The sequence below is a fragment of the Cognatundibacterium squillarum genome, from assembly GCF_014652435.1.
GTDB lineage: Bacteria > Pseudomonadota > Gammaproteobacteria > Burkholderiales > Burkholderiaceae_D > Undibacterium > Undibacterium squillarum.
In genome coordinates this window covers 157176-174845 of record NZ_BMYU01000002.1, presented here as the reverse complement: position 1 = coordinate 174845, position 17670 = coordinate 157176, and the positions used below count along the sequence as shown (strand labels likewise).

The following is a 17670-nucleotide window of genomic DNA, read 5'->3' as shown; positions in this document are numbered from 1 at the left end:
GAATGGTATCTATCGGCAATAGGCAATGGTCGGTTGCGTTGTTGTTCCGCTGCCATTCATAAACTGAAAATTCCAGCATATGCTTTTTCCGGCATTTTTCGGTTGTGCCAGTGCAGCGGCCAGTTCGCTGCCGGTCAGCACTTTGTAGCGAATCTGGTAAGTACCGGCTGCATTGGTATAGCTGTCGCTGCCGGTCTCCGTGCTCACAAAACTGTTTGCTGATGTGAAGCGCAATACCTGATAACCGTCTGCCGGATCTGTACTTAAGCTCATGCCGGAGACGCTGAACGGCGTTACCGGAGGCTGCCGCATCGGCGCATACTTGGCGCTCTGGCCTGCCAGATCAGGACTAGGGGTACCGCGCAGACAGGACAACACATAGGGCGATGCATCCGTCACGTGATAGCTGTAGCCGGCCGGTGCATTCGCGACAGCAACCGTATTGCCGCCGCAGATATTGTCGCGGGTTGCAGTTGTGCCATCCGGGTTGTTGTATCCGAAGATTGCAAATCCATCGAGCGCCCAGCCCAGCGGATGCGTATCCCAGTAACTGGCTGGCTTAGCCGCCATCAGACAGACTGGCGCCGCATGGTAGTGGTAATCATCTGCACGGCCCGCGTGACCATTACAGATATCGAGTTCGCCCAGCACTTTGGTATCACCAAACTGACAGCCGCCTTGCTTACAGGGATTGAAGATCGGAACCCCGTTAATCGCAACACCGACAGGTCCGTCGTTAACAGAAGTCGGTGTGGCAGCAATCGCAGGATTCAGCGGGATTTTCCAGCCATTTGCCCCCAGAAAATTCTGTACGGTCGGCACTTGCAGATTGGTCGCAGTAATCCCGTTCATCATCGTATGGGTGGCGATGCCGGTTGAACTGACATAGGCATAATTTGCATCGCAACTGACCAGTGCATAGCCACTGCCGGATGCTGCCATCGAATTGCGGATATTCTGACAGGCAGTACTGCTGCCCGTCATGGTAGTCCGGGTAAAACTGAGGCTGATCGATGCGCTGCCGAGTGTCAGCGGCGCAATCGCAGCACTGAGCACAGAACCGGTAACCTGCGCAGCCGGGACATTCAGCACCGGACTGCCGGACAAGGCATATACCGTCAGTGTGTATACTTTTGCCCCCGGTCCCTGAGAACACGGTGGCTGATACGCTGCCTGCGGGCCGTCACTGCCGACACCGTTGATACCAATACCGAAGCTGTCTTTTTTCAGACTGCTGACGCTTGCGGGAATACCATACAGCACCCAGTTCCATTTGGTCGTGCCGTCACCCGGCAAAGTCGTCATCAGCACGGCAAGCTCCTTCGTACCGGCCGGCAGATTGCTCCAGCTTAAAGGAATCGAGGAGCCGGTACCGTCACAGGTGTAATCCGCCGCCATTGCCGCACCATTCGTGCCGGCCAGACTGCTGAGAGTAAAACCGGCCGAAGGCGGCTGTGCTGCCTGCGGTGTGACGCTGACAGCGGAACTGGCCGTACCGCTGCCTACGGCATTGACCGCCCGCACACTGCAACTGTAAGTCGTGCCATTTGTCATGCCGGTCAGCGTTAAGGGGCTGGCCGTACCGCTGGTGCTGACGGTGCTTTGTGCCGCATTGCAAGTCGCCTGATAGCTGAGAATTTTGCTGCCGCCATCGCTGGCAGGCGCGGTAAATTGCAGGCTGACACTGGCATCACCGGCAGTGGCTGTCAGGCCCTGCGGTGTACCCGGAACCGTCGCGGATACAACCGGCCCCTGAGGCGCACCATTATCGGTACTGGCACCACCTGCACCGCCACCACAGGCAGCCAGCAACAAAGCGAGTATCACAGAAATACCCTGAGAGGCAGGACGTATCAGCATCATCAAACTCCGGATTAAGTTCAGAAGACAAAGCGCGCTGTCTGACAGCACATTGATTGCATTCTAGAAAATCCCTCTGAGCGGCAAATGACAAGTTCGTCATTTTGCAAACATCCGGTTACGGGTGCGTCAGTATCCGCGGCATCAGCGACGGGCCGGAATTTCGTAGCTGTAAGCTACTTCGCCGTCAGTGCGCTCAGGCGAAACATCTTTCGGAAGATAGGAGCGCAGATACTCAACACGGACTTTGTCAGGAGCGACATACACGCGCACATGGCCGGAGTTAGGTAACAGTTTTCCACTGCGGTAAGCATCTGCAAAGTAAAGCTTGTAATCAGGATCCGCAGGCTCCGGTACCGTCTGATAAACCACACCGTCCAGTTCCTGATGCGCAAAAATATGATCATGGCCCTGAAAAAATGCAGTCACTTTGTGCTTCACAAATAACTGGTGCAATGGCAAAGTCCAGCCGGGACGACGCTGCGCAAATTCACTGACACCACGCTTGTCTTTTCCACCCCATTCATACAACCCGGCCTGTTCTGTACCGCCACGCCCCGTGCCCAGCACATGGTGACTGAATATAAATTTATACGTGGCCGTACTGCTTTCCAGGGTCTGACGCAGCCACTGATACTGGCTGTCACCGAGCGTGATATCCCACAGATCGCGCTGCCCCCGTTTGTCGCCGCTTTTTTCATGTTTTCCCGGCTTGTTATCGACCACAGAGGCAGAGTGCCAGTAAGGATCGATCACAACAAATAAAGCATCGCCCCAGTGCCATGCAAAGTAATTTCTTAATAAACCGATATGCGGCACAGGTTCTTTGTTACCGGTATAAAAAGCATCCGGCGCTGGCTGAGAATAGTACTGATTACGTGCATTCTGCGCCCAGACTGCGACATTCTCTGCGCTGCCATTCAGATTCGCCGCCGCTGCCTGTTCATGATTTCCGTTGACCAGAAACAAAGGCGCAGACCGTCCTATCAGGCCGAGAAACGGACGCTGATACTGATAACGCTGCATTACAGTAGCGCGGTTCAGTTCATGCAGAGTATCGACACTGAAATCATCCCCCATCATCAGATAAAAATCCGGTCCGGCAGAGGCTGCTCTCTGCAGCGTCTGTACATACAGTGCCGCATCAAACTGGTGTGCACGTTCAGGATGAGAGTCGCCTTGCAGTGCAAACATAAATGATTGCCCGGGCGCTTTGGCAGTCCGGAAAAAACCGGTTTCTTCTTTCGTTTCTGCATCAGCACAATCGTGATTGCGGGGTGTACACAAACGATAGTGGTAAGTCCGGGCAGGAAGCAAACCGGAAATCAGCAATTCTGCAGGCTGGCCAGCCTTCAGCTGTAACGATGCACTGCGTACCGGCTCAGCGCTGCCACTTGCATACATCACGCTGACCGGCTGGTCTTCCTGCGCCAGTAAATTCATCGTGATGCGGTCTGTGGCAGGGCGGGCAAGTATGACCGACAGCTGTTGCTGTGCCTGTATTTCAACGGGTAAAGACGCAGTGCGCTGTTTACCCTGTCCTTTGCGTTGTCCCTGCGATGGCGGATCTTCCTGATTTTGTGCCTGCAACGCAGACTGCGGTGTATACATCGCAGCAAGTAAGCATAATGAACACCATGTGCGGCGGAAGCTGAAGCTTTGCATAACGGATCCTGTTCAGGGTTTGCGCGGCGCAATCTGATAACTGTGCAGCGGTGCGGCCGACGTATCAGCACCCGCCGGATACAGTGCAACCCGCGCCATTTGCGGACTGACACTGACCTGCATAAATCCTGCTTTTGCCAGTACCGTACCGCTCAGATAACCATATTCCGTCGCCGATTTTTCATCGCCGCCACCGCTGTGTGCAGGCTGCGGCACTTCCTGATAAATAATTCCGTCACGTTGCTGGCTGGCATACAGATGATCGTGCCCGTGAAATACCGCACTGACACGATAACGATGCAATAAGGCATGTACCGGCTCTTTCCAGCCCGGACGATTCGCTGCCATACCCGGTGTACCGTCTGCATTCAGTCCGCCCCATTCACCAAACGGAACCGCCTCCGCACCACCACGTCCCTGACGGTCTGCACCACCCGCTAACTGATGAATGAACACAAAAATATAGGCCGCCTTACTCTGGCGCAGCGTTTGCTCCAGCCATGCGTATTGCTGGTCACCCAGTGACAGATTCCAGCGCTCCGGTGCACGGCGCTCCGGCCCGTACCAGTAAGGGTTAAGAACTATCATCTGCGCATCGCCCCATTGCCACGCATAGTAATCTTCCAATGCGGATGCGCCTTCATGTACTGGTGCGCCGCTGTAAAAACTGTCCGGCTGCGGATTCGGAAAATACCGCCGTCGCTGAGTATTTGCCCAGACGGCCAGATTATCCGGGCCGCGCCGCAGTTTCACGTCCTCACCATCATGATTGCCAAGTACCAGAAACAACGGAACCCGGTCCGCCATACTGCTGAAAAAGATACGCTGCGCCTGATACTGGCGCAGCGCGTCGTCGCGCGACGGATACTTATCAGTCATGAAGGTATCGCCCAGATCAATGTGAAAATCTGGCTCACGCTGGCGGATATTATTCAGTGTTTCACGATACAAGGCGGTACTGGTGTTCTGATCCAGATGAGAATCGGCCGTGATGGTGAACTGAAAAGGCTGACCTGCAGATCTGGCCGTGCGGAAACGCCCCTCCGGTAATTTGCCGGTCTGGCCTGATACTCTTAACTGATAGAAATAGACCGTATCAGCACGTAATCCCTGCAAATGCAGGTTGCGCGGTTCTGCCTGACTTAAGGGAAAAGGACCCGCTATCGTGGCAGAAGCCGGATTGCTGCCCTCAGCCCAGTACAGCAATTCCGCAGTGCCGTCTGCATCATTGCGCCGAACACTCAGTGTTACGGATGCGCTTGACGGTCGGCCGACGATCACATCCGCATTTTCCGGAGCAGGGAAGGGCGGCGGCTGATGCGGCGGACCGGCACGCCTGCCATTTTTCTGTTCTGTATCCGGTCCTGTTGCGGTTTGTGCCGCCAGTTGTCCAGCGGTCAGCAAACTCAGCAAAGCTGCACACAGTGTGGCATTGATCACATCGCGTTTTTTCATAGATCCCCGGCTAAGGTGCGGCAACAGTCCAGCTGTCATCAATCTGTGCATTTTTCCGGCTTGCGTTTTCTGCAGCAGGTAACCATGCACGAACATATTCTGCTTTTACACCGGTTGGTGTTACGGTGACGCGGATATGACCCGCACTGCTGAGTATCGTACCGGAATTGTAATGATAAGTGCTTGCCAGTGATGCCCCGCTGCCGGTATTCACCGCACTGGGTTGCGGCACTTCCTGATACACAATACCGTCCAGAATCTGCTTCGCATACAGGTGGTCATGGCCGTGAAAAACGGCTGTCACCTTATTTTTCACCAGCAATGCATGTACCGGCATTGCCCAGCCGGGCCTGCGGGCAGCAAATCCGTCTGTACCATCCGCATTTTTTCCACCCCATTCATAGAAAGGTGCGGCTTCAATACCACCACGCATTTGTCCATCCAGTCCACCGACCAGATTATGCAGAAAGATAAATTTAAACTTCGCTTTACTGGCCGCCAGTACCGCTGTCAGCCATTGGTATTGCCGGTCGCCAAGGGTCAGATTCCAGCCATCTCGGCTGGCTTGCGTCATACTGTTCCAGTAAGGATCAAGCACAATAAACTGTGCATCACCCCATTGCCATGCATACCAGGATTGCCTTAGCCCGACAAAGGCTTCCGCAACCGGATCACCGCTGAACCAGCTGTCCGGCGCAGGATTCGCAAAAAATTCCTGCCTTGCCAGTGTGGCCCATACCGGCAGACTGGCAGCAGTACCGTTATTCAGCCAGCCTGCTTCGCCTTCATGATTGCCATTCGCAAGAAACAGCGGTACCGAATGAGAAATCAGGCCGAAGTTACCGCGTTCATAAGCATACCGTGCACGTACAGTTGCCTGATCAGGCGCACTCTGCACCACTGCCGTGAATGGTGCCGTATGTTTCTCCGTCATAAACGTGTCGCCCAGATCAATGTGGAAGTCGGGTTTATCCGCGAGCACATTCATCAGTGTGCGCTGGTACTGGTTTAAATCCGAATTTTCATCAAGATGGGAATCTGCCTGTATCGTAAAGCTGAACGTCTGCCCCGATGATCGTGCAGTACGGAAACTGTACTCATTGCCGGCAACGGTCTGGGTGCTGCCTGCCGCCTGATACTGCAAGCGGTAGTAATAGGCCTGATCGGCCTGCAGCCCGCTGAGCCGGATTCTAGCCGGTGTGCCTGCCTGTAAAGTGCTGAATACAGTCTGCCCTTCGTAAATGCCGGCATTTCGGCCGTAACTGATGGCGACGCTGCCATTCTGTGATGCCGACAACACGCTGATGATCAAGCCATCGGAAGAGGGTGCGCCAAGTAACAGCGATCCCTGAAAAGCTGTTCCCGAAACCGCTGCCTGCGGAGTGACAGACACACTGGCGGCAGGACCACTGCCAACTGCATTGACCGCACTGACCGTGCATTGATATGCAGTACCGTTACTCAAACCTGTGACCACAACCGGCGGCGTATTTGCAGTATTTTGTACGCTGGTTCCGCCACCGCTGCAACTTACTGCATAGCGCAGAACCGGTGATCCGCCATCACTGGCGGGAGCACTGAAATTCAGGGTTGCCTGCGCATTACCGGGTGTCGCAACCAGAGACTGTGGCACACCGGGCAGGGTCGCATTTCCGCCAGCGTTATTGCCATTCCCACTGCCGCCGGATGTACTGCCCGCGCTGTCCGCACCGCCGCCTCCGCCACCACATGCGCTCAGCAAGGCAGTGAGTATCAGACTACCGGCAAATGCCGGAATTTTTCCTGTTTGCATGGATTTGCTCCGTCTGAGAATGCCACTCATGGCAAGGTATAACTGAACGCCACGCTGCCACTGACCTTACCCGGTCCCTCATCTTTCGGAAGATAGGTGCGCACGTACTCCACTTTGACACCGGCGGGTGAAACGCTGACGCGGGTATAGCCGGTATTCGGATATTTATCACCACTCAGATACGCATCCGCATTCCACAGCGTGTAATTAGGATCAGCCGGCTCTGATAAGGTCTGATAGGTCACGCCGTCCAGTTGCTGGCGCACCCAGATATGATCATGCCCCTGGAAGAAAATACTGACCTTGTTTGCCACCATCAGTTGATGAATCGGCATCGTCCAGCCGGGACGATTGCTGCCGAACAGCGCACTGGTTTCACCCCATTCGTAGCTTTTTGCCAGTTCGATACCGCCACGACCGGTTCCCATCACATGATGTGCAAAAACGAATTTGTATCGCGCCTTGCTTTGTTCCAGTGTGGTTTTCAGCCACTGATACTGCGTATCGCCATGCGTGATATCCCACAGATTTGAACGCTTCACGCCACCGTAAAACGGGTTATCAACACATACCGGCGACTCCCAGTAGGGATCAATCACAACAAATAAGGCGTCTCCCCAGGTCCAGGCGAAGTAATTGCGCAAGTTACCGATAAAGGGTACCTGCGTGTTATTCCCGGAATAAAAGCGGTCCGGTGCCGGTTGTGAGAAATACTGGTTGCGCGCAGTTTGAGCCCAGACTGCCACATTGTCCGGTGTGCCATTCAGCAAATACCGTGCTGCCTGTTCATGATTGCCATTCACCAGGAAAACCGGCGCAGTACGTCCGATCAGGCCGAGGTAAGGCCGCTGCAGGGTATAGCGACCAGTCACCTGATCTTTCGTTACCGTATTCGGATCCAGTGTATCCACACTGAAATCATCACCACTGGTAATGTAAAAATCCGGCTGATCTGCAGCTGCGGTCAGTAAAGTCCGCTGATACAGCGCATCATTAAATTGTGTATTCAGCCGCTCAGGATGAGAATCGCCCTGAATTGCAAATACAAAACTGCTACCCGAAGCGCGTGCTGTATGAAAACTGTATTCGTCACTGGTCGAAGAGATACTGCCGTCAGTACTGCGGTACTGCAGACGATAGAAGTAGCGGGTATCCGGTTTCAGTGAGTCCAGCAGAATGTCAGCCGGCTGACCCGCATTCAGGGTAACGGGCTGTGTGCTGATGTCATAAATGCCGGACCGGGTTCCTGCGCGCAAACTGATACTGCCACTCTGTGCGACAGCATAAACATTGGCATGAATACTGGTATCTGACGGTGTTCCGAGCACAATATTTCCCGTAAATTCACCGTTACTGATAATGGCTGCCGGCGTACCACTGATACTGACCGCCGGACCGCTTCCGGCACTGTTAAGTGCGGTCAGGGTACACGTGTAAGTTGTTCCGTTGCGCAGACCGTCAATCAGCAACGGCCCGGTGCTTGCACTGACGCTGCGTGTCTGGCCATCAGCAGTGCAACTGCCGTTGTATGCGCTGACAGGTGCGCCTCCATCGTTCAGCGGCGGACTGAAACGCAGACTCAGCATACTGTCGCCACTGGTCAGCTGTACATTCTGCGGCGCACCGGGCGGACTGATTTTTACCGGCGGCGTAGCGCCACTGGTATCTCCTGACGATGTACCGCCACCACCACAGGCAGCAAGAACACTCAGCAGGCTTATGCCTGCAAAAAACAGGCTTTTACGGCGGCGAAAGCGGGAGCAAAGCAACATCGTAGTTCCTTTCAGACAATCCTGGTCAGGGCTGAGTGCGAACCGGACGCGCACGGCGTGCCGCAGCCTTGTCGGCCTGCAAACGCGCTTTATCAGCCTCAATCACTGAGCGGGGCGCACCTGCGGCTTTATCAGCAGCGAGCTGTTGTTTATCTGCCTGAATCTGCGCCTTAGCGGCTGCGTGTTTGCCAGTGCCCGCCAGCGCGGCGGTACAACTCAGCAGTAAGAGGATTGCGAAAGAAAAATGACGTAAGAAGAGTGAGCGCAGCATGGTTGTCTCCTGATGATATAAACAGTCAGGAACGAGTGTATGCAGCTGCAGACAGCCTTAAATGACATCTTTGTCATCCGGCAGCCTGATGTCCGGCGCTTGCGTCAACGGCAGGCGAAGCTCAAGACTGACTTCATTGTCAGGGGTGTCCAGCAAACGCAGGCTGCCGTGATGTGCCCGCGCAATTTCCAGCGCCAGACTGAGTCCGAGGCCACTGCCATCCGCATGGCCTGCGGCATTGGCGGCGCGATAAAAGCGTTCAAAAAACCGTGCACGCTCAGCAGCCGGAACCGGCAGACACTGATTACTGAACATCACGACCATCTCCGTATCACGCTGCTGTGCATGGATTCGGATCCATCCGCCGGGGCAGCAATAGCGCACCGCATTACTGATCAGATTATTCAGTAATTGCTGCAATAACACGTTATCAGCCTGCAGTTGCAATTGCCGGGGAATGCTGGCTTCGAGTTGCTGATTTGCGACCAGCATCCGGGCATCACTGATCAGATCATCCAGTAAGTCGCTGAGATTCAGCCATTCAGGATGGAGTGGTAACTGACCGGCATCTGCCCGCGATAACAATAACAGCCGCCGGGTAATTCCGTTGAGCTTGCCCACCTGATCCAGAATCTCGGCCAGCTCAGATTGACGCGTGGTATCACTGGTCTGGCTCAGAATCTGTTCCAGCTGCCCGCGCAGAATGGTCAGCGGCGTTCTCAGCTCATGCGCTGCATCGCCCGAGAAACGCGAAGCCTGATGAAAACTGATTTCCAGCCTTTCAAGCATGTTGTTATAAGTGGCAATGAGCTCCGCAAATTCTGCGTCAGCCCCGGCATCACTCAGCCGCTGCCCGAGATCTCTGGGAGTCAGACTGCGCATTGATTCGCGCAAACGGTTAACCGGACGTAAGGCCAGCCCCGCCAGTAACCACGCGGCAACCCCCGTCAGCAGCAAGGCCAGAGCCAGCACCGGCGGTAATTGCTGCTGTACTGCCTCGCGCAGCTCAGCACCGGTATCGGCCAGATCTGCAGCAACCAGACCTTCGCCTTCACTGGCCGTGAGCACTGCCACACGCCATGAAACTTGCTGCCATTGCCGGGTTTTCAAACGGCAGGAATCTGGCTGCCCGGCACCGTCACGCTGTACGGTGTCGCGGCCAGCGTGCTCCGGGACGATCTCCGTGACTTGCAGCTCTGCTGGCCACTGACCGAATTGCATACCGGTTTTTCCATCCGGAAACCGCTGAAGAAACATCAGTTGATCAGCAGACGGTAAGTGCAGTTTAGCTGCCATATCTGCCGCCAGTCGCTGCGCAGACTCGTCCCGCCGTTCTGCATGACTGACACGTCTGGCTTCCTGACACAGTCTCGCATCCAGCCTATCCTGTTCCTGACGCAACAATGCCGCCCAGCCAGCCCACAAAACGGCAGCCATCAGCATGGACACAACCGACAGCGATGCAACAAACAGCTTAAAGCGGAATGTGAGTCGCATCAGACGGAAACTCCCGTCCGGAAACGATAGCCGGTACCGCGCACCGACTCGATAGGAGACAAATCCGGATCAAGCTCTGCAATTTTGCTGCGTAATCGCCGGATACAAACATCCACCACATTGGTACTCGGATCAAAATCGTAGCCCCAGACGTGCTCGAGAATCTGTCCGCGAGTCAGCGTCTGACCATTTGAGCGCATCAGAAATTCCAGTAACGTGAACTCACGGGAAGTCAGATCAATATCGTGCTGATGACACCGGACCTGACGGTTCAGCCGGTCCAGCTGCAAAGGCCCGACCTGCAGCAAATGCTGATGATCACCACTGAGGCGACGCTGGATAGCCTGTATCCGCGCAGCCAGCTCTTCGACGAAAAATGGTTTGGCAAGATAATCATCGGCACCCAGATTTAATCCTTCGATTCGGTCCTGTAATTCATTCCGGGCTGTCAGCAGAATGACCGGGGTCAGAATTCCCTGTTCGCGTAACTTTCTGAGCAGCGTAAGCCCGTCCATTTCCGGCAGCATCACATCCAGCAGAATCAGGTCATGTGTGCGTTGCATCGCTGCCTGCAAACCGCTGCGCCCGTCGCTGCAATGACACATGGTATAGCCACGGCCAGCGAGTCCGGCACACACAAAATTCGCGATGCGTGCTTCATCTTCAATCAGCAGAATCTTCATCGTAATCTGCCCTTCAGCGACGACTGACCGCCGCTTTCGATGCCGGTGTTGGTGCCGGAACAGCCGCAGGAGGCGCATCAGGTGGTGGCCCCGGCGGACGTGGATCCAGCTCATCCAGTTTTTGCAATGGCAGACCTGCTGCACGCATCGCATCTTCCAGCGCAGGGCTGGGGCGCATACCAGCGTCACGCAATTGCCGCTTAATCAGTTTTGCATCATCTGCACTGAGTTTTGACGCCTTGTACGGCGCGAGAATTTCTTTCACTTTCTGCAATTGTGCTGCGCTCAGCGCAGCCGGTGGCGCTGAAGCAGGCGGTACAGCGCGGGGATTCGGTGGTGCAGGGGGCGTATTCTGCGCGAATGCAGACGCGCAGGGCATCAGTGTCACCAACACGGGCAGGCACAAGCGAACAAAATGAACCGGCAACATAAGCACTCCGAAAAAGATCTTCTGGATCAGGTCCGGCACACGCCGGGTTGGTACCGGTTCATTGTAACGCCGCACTAAGCCGGTGAAATGACAAACTTGTCATTTATGCTGTTGTGCAGAGATCCGCATCCGGGCAAAAAAACACCTGCCCGGAGCGCCACTGTTTCTGCCGACATCCGCGAAAAATGCCGTTTTTTCTGTGCAGGATGCCGCATTTGGGGTGTTTTGGCGTTCTATGGCGTTCTCTGCGCTTACTGTGCAGGCGGCGGGGTAAAGCCGAGCGGGCCGGCGATGCGGTTCCAGGCGTTAATGTGGGCGATTGCCAGCGTCAGGTTCACGCAATCTGCTTCGGAAAAGTGTTCACGCAGTCGTGGCATCAGCGCCGGATCGGGCAGGGCGGGTGTGCTGGTCAGCGCTTCTGTCCATGCCAGCGCGGCTTTTTCTGCGGCACTGAACAAAGGCGATTCCTGCCAGGTTGCCAGCTGATCGAGCTGTGCCTGCGGCACGTTCAGCGAACGCGCCAGATTCACATGAAATTGCAGACAGAATGCGCAAGCGTTTTTCTGTGAAGCGCGCACTTTCACCAGCTCGGTCAGTTGCGGCGATAAGCCACTGTCTTTAATCGCTTTGCCGAACTGTCCCAGTGCTGCCGTTGCTGCAGCATGCTCCTGTTGCAGGCGGGTATATGAAAAGCCCTGCGTTGTTTCCTGTGTCGTTTCTGCGGTTGTTGCTTGCGTTGTCATGTCAGTTCCTTGTTCAGAAAAAACGGTTTATGCGACAATATCAGAGTTCGAATATTATATCAGAGCACTGATATTATGCTTTTTAATCAAGAAAATCCGGTTCCGCGCACAGGCGAGGGCAAACGTGGTGAGCATGGCTATGCCGGCTATCTGTTACGTCAGGCAGCGCAGGCGCATCGCAGCTATGTGGAAACCTGCCTTACACCGACCGGTTTAACCCTGCCACAGTTCTCGGTGCTGACCATGCTGCATGCTTACCCCGGTTGCTCGAACGCGGATCTTGCACGTTTGTCGTTGCTGACGCCGCAAACTGTCAGTCTGATTGTCAGTAATCTGCAAAAAGCCGGTACCATACAGCGCGAAAAACATGCGACCCATGGCCGTATTCAGCAAATCGCACTGACCGAACACGGACTCACCCTGCTGCAAGCGGCAAGGACACAGGTGATGCAGGCAGAACAGCAAATGATGGCGGGCTTCAGCGATGATGAACAATCCACGGTGCGGCGCTGGCTGAGTCAGGTTGCGCTGCGCTTATCGGCAACGGATACGGCTGATGTGTTACAGAATTCCCATGCAACCGAAAGGAAAGAAATGCAATTTGCAGAAAAACTGGCAACGCTGCCAACAATCGATCATTTACGCGGCTTACGTCTGAAAGACGGCGATCTGGTGATTGCTGACATTCTGAATCAGCCCGGTTCAGCGGGCAGTGTGCGCGTGTACCATGCGCTGTTTCAGCAATTCGGCAGTATCAGCAAAGAGGCGGCCGAAGCCGGTATTACATGGTATGCAGAACACACTGCAGACGCACATCAGCATCCGGGCAAACATCCGAATATCGACCGGCTGATCGCGATCAGTGCAGGTCAGCTGCCTGCGCTGCAAGTGGAGCTGATCGCCGCATAATCTGAGGCGCCCGCCTGTGCTCAGTGTGCAGACGTAAAAAAACCGGCCAGTAATCGGCCGGTTTTTTATTTGTTCAACGCTGCGAATTAATCGCGGCTGATGAAAATACGCAGTACATACCAGAACATCAGCGCAACGGATGCAAACAATTGCAGTGCTGCACCGACATAGCGGTCTTCCGGATAATGGTGAATGACTTCCGAAGCGTCGTACAAAATCGCTGCACCGGCAAAACCTACCATCGCAACACTGAAAATAATGCCCAGTGTGAAACCGAAAACCGCGCTGCAAATGATCAGTACAATTGCGACCAGACCAGCCCACTTCAGAATGGTACCGAGGAAAGAAAAGTCTTTACGGGATACGTAAGCCACGCCCACCAGACCCAGCGTTGCCAGTACGGTGATCAGACCGGCGTTCGCAATCGCACCCGGTGCAACTTTGCTGGCAATCGTCAGCAATGGCACAAAAATAACGGCTTCCGCCAGAATGTAAGCGCCCAGCGCCAGATACTGGCTGCTCAGACTTTCCGCAGTATGCGCGGCACGGGTTGCAATCCAGCCGACGATCATGAAGGCGCCGAGGATGGCCATCCACGGCACAAATTTCAAAGCGCCCATAATGGCATTTGCAATACCGGAAGTAAAAAAGAATACTTCCAGCGCGGTAAATGCCAGTAAAGCACCACCCAAGTGATTAAATACCTTGGCGATAAAGCGTTCACGTGAACCGCCAAACGAATGTTCGCTGCCCGCGAGTTGCATATTGAATTCCCCTGAAAAGTGATTGTTGTAGCACTGATTTTACATTGTTTTGCAAATTTACCTATATAAAACCGAGGATTGGCAACAATCAGCGGGTTTGTGCCAGCTGATTGACAACAGCACAATACGATTGCTGCACATCCGCGCGCGCCATCAGTCCACTGTGTCCGGCACCGGCAATATTCATGAACTGTTTATCCAGAGAGGGAATCGCGTTGAAAACAGCTTGTCCGAGTTCTGCCGGTGTTTGCTGATCTTTCTCTCCGCTGATCACCAGCGCCTTGCCCCGGTACTGGCTGACCGCAACCCGGTTATCGATTTCCAGAATCGTTGGCGCATACGTGACTTTGGTAAACGGACGCAGTAACAACGGTGTCATCAGCGGAACGACTTCGTCCACCCGTGTCGCTGTGGTTTCCAGTACCAGTCCGTCCGGCTGACGGTGTTGTGCGATATAACCCGCCATAAAACTGCCGAGCGAATGGCCGTGCACAATCAGTTTGCCTTGTACGCGCGAGCGGACTTCGTCATAAATCTTTAAGGCATCTTCCTTCAGCGCCTTAGTGTCAGGTGTGCCCGGTGTGCGGCCATAGCCACGGTAATCAAAGGTGTACAGCGGAACTGCGCAGCTGGCGGTGGTCCGCAACAGCATCGGAATTGTGTCATCTGCATGCGAAAGATTGCCGCCAAAATACAGCACGGATACGCCGCTCAGCGGGCGCGACGGCAATGCCTCAATCCCTTTCAGACTTTGCTGCCCGCCGGAAACCAGTTCCAGATTATTCAGCCTGGCGCCCGGGCTGGCTTTCTGAATTTTTTCATCGCTGACCGGCCCCGCGTACTGATATCCGGTTGCGCTGTCCGGCCGTAAAAACGCATTATCTGCAACATGAATATTCATGCAACCTGTCAGCGTTGCGCTGGCCAGCAGGGTCAGGGTAAGAACAGGGTAAAGTTTAGCCATCGGTGTCTCCGTTTTGTTATTTTTCAATCTAATCACAAATGCCGTTGCGATTCAAATCACACAGCTTAATTCAGCGGCGGTATGCCGTTTTCGTCTGACCTGCAATGTATTACTTGCAGCATGCACCTCGGTGAAAAAGGAAAAAAGTACTGCGGGATTCGCTACGGCGGATTCTGACAAAGGATGCAGTTGAGATAGCAATGCAAGCGGGCAAGAGATTGCTAAGATGCGCAAAACAATCAGGGAGATCACGGTGAAAACAAATCCGGTAGCAGGTAATCGCTTAAAAACAGTGCTGGCAATCATGGCTTTCAGCTTCATGCATTGCGGTCTGGCAACCGCATCTGATGCGGAACCATCAGCCATCGATAACACGATGACTTGCTTCCGCGAACAAGGCCTGCAATTCAGTGATCTGACAAGGCGACAAAACAACCCCGCTTACCGTACCGTTCAGACCACACAAGGTACGGAAAAAATCTCAGTGACCGATGGGGTAAGATTTTTCTGGAGCGCAGCCGGGCAGCAGATCAGAATCAAACTGCACCTGGAGCAATCAGCAAATGGTCAGATTGCATCCGATGCCGACATCATTGCACGTGAATATCAAAAATTCGGTGCCACACCGGAAACGATGACACGCAATATCACGCCGGCAATAACTGAACTGGGACTGCGTAATCCGGTGCTGGGAAAAGGGCTGGTTGGTGTTCACAGCCTTATTTCGGCAAAACGGCAGCAGATTCTGACGATGTATATCAACTGGTTACCCGCACAGGATGCCACACAGGACAATGAAGCGGTTTATTCGGCAGCAATGTCAGAATTGCTGACCAAAACCAAAGCCTGTCTCTGAAACGGGCTATCGCAAGGGAATCAGCTCAGGATCAGTTTAAACGCGGTCATCGCAAAAATACCGGCAAACATCCTGTTGATCAGTGTGCGGGTACGTGACGGCCCGCTCAGATAGCTGGCTGCCCGCGCAGCCAGTCCGGCGTAAATCAGATCAAACAACCAGCCGGATACCACCAGGCCGGAGCCAAGCTTCAGGTACTCTGCAGCCAGTGTTTCACCTGGCCGGATAAACTGCGGTAAAAAAACGCCGCAAAACATCAGCGCCTTTGGATTCATCAGATTTGTCAGCAATCCCTGGCGAAATGCCACTTTTCCTTCAAACGCCGGTTTATCCGGATTCTGATCTGTATTACTGCGTAAACTACCGTAAGCCAGCCAGATTAAAAATGCGGCGCCGGCAAACTTTGCGACTTCCAGCAAGACCGGAAATACGTGAAACAATGCAGACAAGCCAACACCGGATAAAACCACATGGGCTGAACGGGAAAATGCCAGTCCTGCAGACGTCCAGACGCCGGCACGAAAACCGCGCTGTATCGCATTATTCATGACCAGTGCCATGTCCGGTCCGGGCAATAAGAAGACCGCACAAACAGCGCTGAAATATAACAACCAGTGTTCCACGTTTACTCTCCCTGTAAGACAGGGTGGATTTTACGGAAACCTCGGGTCAGAAATTAGCCCTTATTAGCCGGATACATCTATTTTTATGCATTATTTTTTCAATTTATCTAATAAATAAGCATAATTCTTTCAATATATCGCAAATCATCAGAAGTTACATGCGGACTATTGTGTAAATAAAACCAGGATACCGGGCGGTAAGCCCGGTTATCCTGGATTAGTGAAGGTAATTACACTCAAGCAAGTGACACAAAAAACCGGCGCTTTCCGCTTACAGCGCCTTTAATCAATTGCTTTCATCGATTTTACGATTTTCCCATTTTCATCAAGCATATTAATCTGCGTGTTGCCATCTGCATTCACAATCAGCAACATCCGCGTTCTGCCGCGGGCATCTTTCAGCGCCAGAGCAGATGCCTTATCAGCTGTCGTACCGAGACGAATGCGGTTTTCGGACAATCGCCCCTCATCACTGAGCTTTTGCCAGTAAGCAGCTTTCTCTTGCGACGACATTTTTCCGGATGCCTCACCGAATTCAGATATTTGTTTGAGCGAGGTCGTCAAGTGATGGGGAACATCATTAATCATAATCGCTGAGCTGGCCGATTTTTCATTGTTTGTATGCAGTAACTGCAAAGCCTGATCCTGTCGATAGCGATCAAAAGTCAGTGAAAGACCTGCACGGATTTTTCCATCAGCATCTTTACTGCCTTTCTGAATAAAGCCACCGTTTTCATTTCCTTCCTCATCGAGAAATATCATTCCGGCAAAACTGGCACGATCTGGTCTTGGTATTTCTTTTCCTTGCTCAAAAGCCCCGGGGAACTGCGCTTTGTTCGCGATAATCAGGCGCTTTGTACCATCCGGCTCAACAATATTTATACGTCCTACCGTAATTTCATCGAACTGTGCCTTAACTGGCCCGTCTTTTGCTCCCGTTAAAAATACTGTCGTCCCGATCACAATGGCAGCTGTCATTGCGCCGGAAAAAAACGGAGTTAATTGCTTATTAGAAATTTTCATGTGCATCTCCTGAAGGAATTTGTTAAACAAAGTGAACTAACAAATCGAGTCTAACAATGAAATCTGCACAATTCTTCAGATTGAGATGAGCAGCTTCTTACGCTGATAAACCGGCTGAAACAGAGACTAAACGGTATCGCTGATGGACTCAGATACGCTCCGTGTATAGCGGCAATTCATCTAAATTGCATATAAAACAATGCAAATTCAGCACAGAGAAAATTGCCCTAAAGGAAATGAATATTTACAAAATCGGAAAAAAAATGCCTAGAATGCACGGCAAAATGTACCTATTGCCTTTACTGGCATGCTGCCGATGCAGAAGAACAGCCTTGCGCTGTATAACAACGTGAAATGACTTGG

17 protein-coding genes are annotated in these 17670 nt (G+C 53.3%); 2 read left to right on the top strand and 15 right to left on the bottom strand.

Features of this window, described 5'->3' with window-relative positions:
• Positions 1-9: 9 nt before the first annotated feature.
• The 10 genes from IE092_RS05060 to IE092_RS05015 all read right to left on the bottom strand — a co-directional run bounded on the left by IE092_RS05060 (position 10) and on the right by IE092_RS05015 (position 12168).
• On the bottom strand, positions 10-1863 hold the full coding sequence (locus tag IE092_RS05060; RefSeq protein ID WP_189355947.1) for a YHYH protein: 1854 nt from the start codon (positions 1861-1863) through the stop codon (positions 10-12).
• Between the two features lie 141 nt (positions 1864-2004).
• Positions 2005-3525 carry a metallophosphoesterase family protein gene (locus IE092_RS05055; RefSeq protein ID WP_189355946.1) on the bottom strand — a complete coding sequence of 507 codons (1521 nt, stop codon included), beginning with the start codon at positions 3523-3525 and terminating at the stop codon, positions 2005-2007.
• Positions 3526-3537: 12 nt separating this feature from the next.
• Positions 3538-4980, bottom strand: a complete 1443-nt coding sequence (locus tag IE092_RS05050) for a metallophosphoesterase family protein (RefSeq protein WP_189355945.1) — start codon at positions 4978-4980, stop codon at positions 3538-3540.
• A gap of 10 nt (positions 4981-4990) precedes the next feature.
• Entirely contained in the window at positions 4991-6772 is a 1782-nt protein-coding gene (locus tag IE092_RS05045) for a fibronectin type III domain-containing protein (RefSeq protein ID WP_189355944.1), read from the bottom strand.
• Positions 6773-6798: 26 nt separating this feature from the next.
• Complete coding sequence (locus IE092_RS05040) at positions 6799-8544, bottom strand: fibronectin type III domain-containing protein (protein WP_189355943.1); 1746 nt, start codon at positions 8542-8544, stop codon at positions 6799-6801.
• Positions 8545-8569: 25 nt separating this feature from the next.
• Positions 8570-8815 (bottom strand): hypothetical protein, encoded by a 246-nt coding sequence (locus IE092_RS05035; protein ID WP_189355942.1) that lies wholly within the window; start codon positions 8813-8815, stop codon positions 8570-8572.
• Positions 8816-8872: 57 nt separating this feature from the next.
• A complete protein-coding gene (locus tag IE092_RS05030) occupies positions 8873-10312 on the bottom strand; it encodes an ATP-binding protein (RefSeq protein ID WP_189355941.1) in 1440 nt (479 codons plus the stop codon).
• Positions 10312-10995, bottom strand: coding sequence for a response regulator transcription factor (locus tag IE092_RS05025; protein ID WP_189355940.1), 684 nt, complete (start codon positions 10993-10995; stop codon positions 10312-10314). The genes IE092_RS05030 and IE092_RS05025 overlap by 1 nt, the downstream gene beginning before the upstream one ends.
• 13 nt (positions 10996-11008) lie before the next feature.
• Positions 11009-11425, bottom strand: coding sequence for a hypothetical protein (locus IE092_RS05020; RefSeq protein WP_189355939.1), 417 nt, complete (start codon positions 11423-11425; stop codon positions 11009-11011).
• A gap of 251 nt (positions 11426-11676) precedes the next feature.
• Positions 11677-12168 carry a carboxymuconolactone decarboxylase family protein gene (locus IE092_RS05015; RefSeq protein WP_189355938.1) on the bottom strand — a complete coding sequence of 164 codons (492 nt, stop codon included), beginning with the start codon at positions 12166-12168 and terminating at the stop codon, positions 11677-11679.
• Positions 12169-12243: 75 nt separating this feature from the next.
• Here IE092_RS05015 and IE092_RS18995 point away from each other — a divergent pair, with 75 nt between their 5' ends.
• Positions 12244-13077, top strand: coding sequence for a DUF2322 family protein (locus IE092_RS18995; protein WP_308427108.1), 834 nt, complete (start codon positions 12244-12246; stop codon positions 13075-13077).
• An 86-nt stretch (positions 13078-13163) separates the two neighbouring features.
• Here the strand turns inward: IE092_RS18995 and IE092_RS05000 are convergent, their stop codons facing one another.
• From IE092_RS05000 to IE092_RS18750, 3 genes are all read right to left on the bottom strand, one after another.
• The gene (locus IE092_RS05000) at positions 13164-13841 is read right to left on the bottom strand and encodes a Bax inhibitor-1/YccA family protein (protein ID WP_189355937.1); all 678 of its coding nucleotides are present in this window, start codon (positions 13839-13841) and stop codon (positions 13164-13166) included.
• Positions 13842-13929: 88 nt separating this feature from the next.
• Positions 13930-14805 (bottom strand): alpha/beta hydrolase, encoded by an 876-nt coding sequence (locus IE092_RS04995; protein ID WP_189355936.1) that lies wholly within the window; start codon positions 14803-14805, stop codon positions 13930-13932.
• 51 nt (positions 14806-14856) lie between these two features.
• Complete coding sequence (locus tag IE092_RS18750) at positions 14857-15111, bottom strand: hypothetical protein (RefSeq protein WP_229793045.1); 255 nt, start codon at positions 15109-15111, stop codon at positions 14857-14859.
• On the opposite strand from IE092_RS18750, the gene IE092_RS04990 reads away from it, so the two are divergent.
• Positions 15110-15661 carry a hypothetical protein gene (locus IE092_RS04990; protein WP_229793044.1) on the top strand — a complete coding sequence of 184 codons (552 nt, stop codon included), beginning with the start codon at positions 15110-15112 and terminating at the stop codon, positions 15659-15661. The two genes, IE092_RS18750 and IE092_RS04990, sit on opposite strands and share 2 nt — an antisense overlap.
• A 20-nt stretch (positions 15662-15681) precedes the next feature.
• Here the strand turns inward: IE092_RS04990 and IE092_RS04985 are convergent, their stop codons facing one another.
• Together IE092_RS04985 and IE092_RS04980 are read right to left on the bottom strand one after the other, a co-directional pair.
• Positions 15682-16284: a LysE family translocator gene (locus tag IE092_RS04985; RefSeq protein ID WP_268249267.1), complete on the bottom strand. Its 603-nt coding sequence runs from the start codon at positions 16282-16284 to the stop codon at positions 15682-15684.
• A gap of 282 nt (positions 16285-16566) precedes the next feature.
• The gene (locus tag IE092_RS04980) at positions 16567-17307 is read right to left on the bottom strand and encodes a hypothetical protein (protein WP_229793043.1); all 741 of its coding nucleotides are present in this window, start codon (positions 17305-17307) and stop codon (positions 16567-16569) included.
• Positions 17308-17670: the final 363 nt, after the last annotated feature.

Coding starts and splice junctions, on each gene's coding strand:
- IE092_RS05060 (WP_189355947.1), bottom strand. CDS start 1,863: ATGATGCTGATACGTCCTGCCTCTCAGGGTATTTCTGTGATACTCGCT.
- IE092_RS05055 (WP_189355946.1), bottom strand. CDS start 3,525: ATGCAAAGCTTCAGCTTCCGCCGCACATGGTGTTCATTATGCTTACTT.
- IE092_RS05050 (WP_189355945.1), bottom strand. CDS start 4,980: ATGAAAAAACGCGATGTGATCAATGCCACACTGTGTGCAGCTTTGCTG.
- IE092_RS05045 (WP_189355944.1), bottom strand. CDS start 6,772: ATGCAAACAGGAAAAATTCCGGCATTTGCCGGTAGTCTGATACTCACT.
- IE092_RS05040 (WP_189355943.1), bottom strand. CDS start 8,544: ATGTTGCTTTGCTCCCGCTTTCGCCGCCGTAAAAGCCTGTTTTTTGCA.
- IE092_RS05035 (WP_189355942.1), bottom strand. CDS start 8,815: ATGCTGCGCTCACTCTTCTTACGTCATTTTTCTTTCGCAATCCTCTTA.
- IE092_RS05030 (WP_189355941.1), bottom strand. CDS start 10,312: ATGCGACTCACATTCCGCTTTAAGCTGTTTGTTGCATCGCTGTCGGTT.
- IE092_RS05025 (WP_189355940.1), bottom strand. CDS start 10,995: ATGAAGATTCTGCTGATTGAAGATGAAGCACGCATCGCGAATTTTGTG.
- IE092_RS05020 (WP_189355939.1), bottom strand. CDS start 11,425: ATGTTGCCGGTTCATTTTGTTCGCTTGTGCCTGCCCGTGTTGGTGACA.
- IE092_RS05015 (WP_189355938.1), bottom strand. CDS start 12,168: ATGACAACGCAAGCAACAACCGCAGAAACGACACAGGAAACAACGCAG.
- IE092_RS18995 (WP_308427108.1), top strand. CDS start 12,244: ATGCTTTTTAATCAAGAAAATCCGGTTCCGCGCACAGGCGAGGGCAAA.
- IE092_RS05000 (WP_189355937.1), bottom strand. CDS start 13,841: ATGCAACTCGCGGGCAGCGAACATTCGTTTGGCGGTTCACGTGAACGC.
- IE092_RS04995 (WP_189355936.1), bottom strand. CDS start 14,805: ATGGCTAAACTTTACCCTGTTCTTACCCTGACCCTGCTGGCCAGCGCA.
- IE092_RS04990 (WP_229793044.1), top strand. CDS start 15,110: ATGGCTTTCAGCTTCATGCATTGCGGTCTGGCAACCGCATCTGATGCG.
- IE092_RS18750 (WP_229793045.1), bottom strand. CDS start 15,111: ATGATTGCCAGCACTGTTTTTAAGCGATTACCTGCTACCGGATTTGTT.
- IE092_RS04980 (WP_229793043.1), bottom strand. CDS start 17,307: ATGAAAATTTCTAATAAGCAATTAACTCCGTTTTTTTCCGGCGCAATG.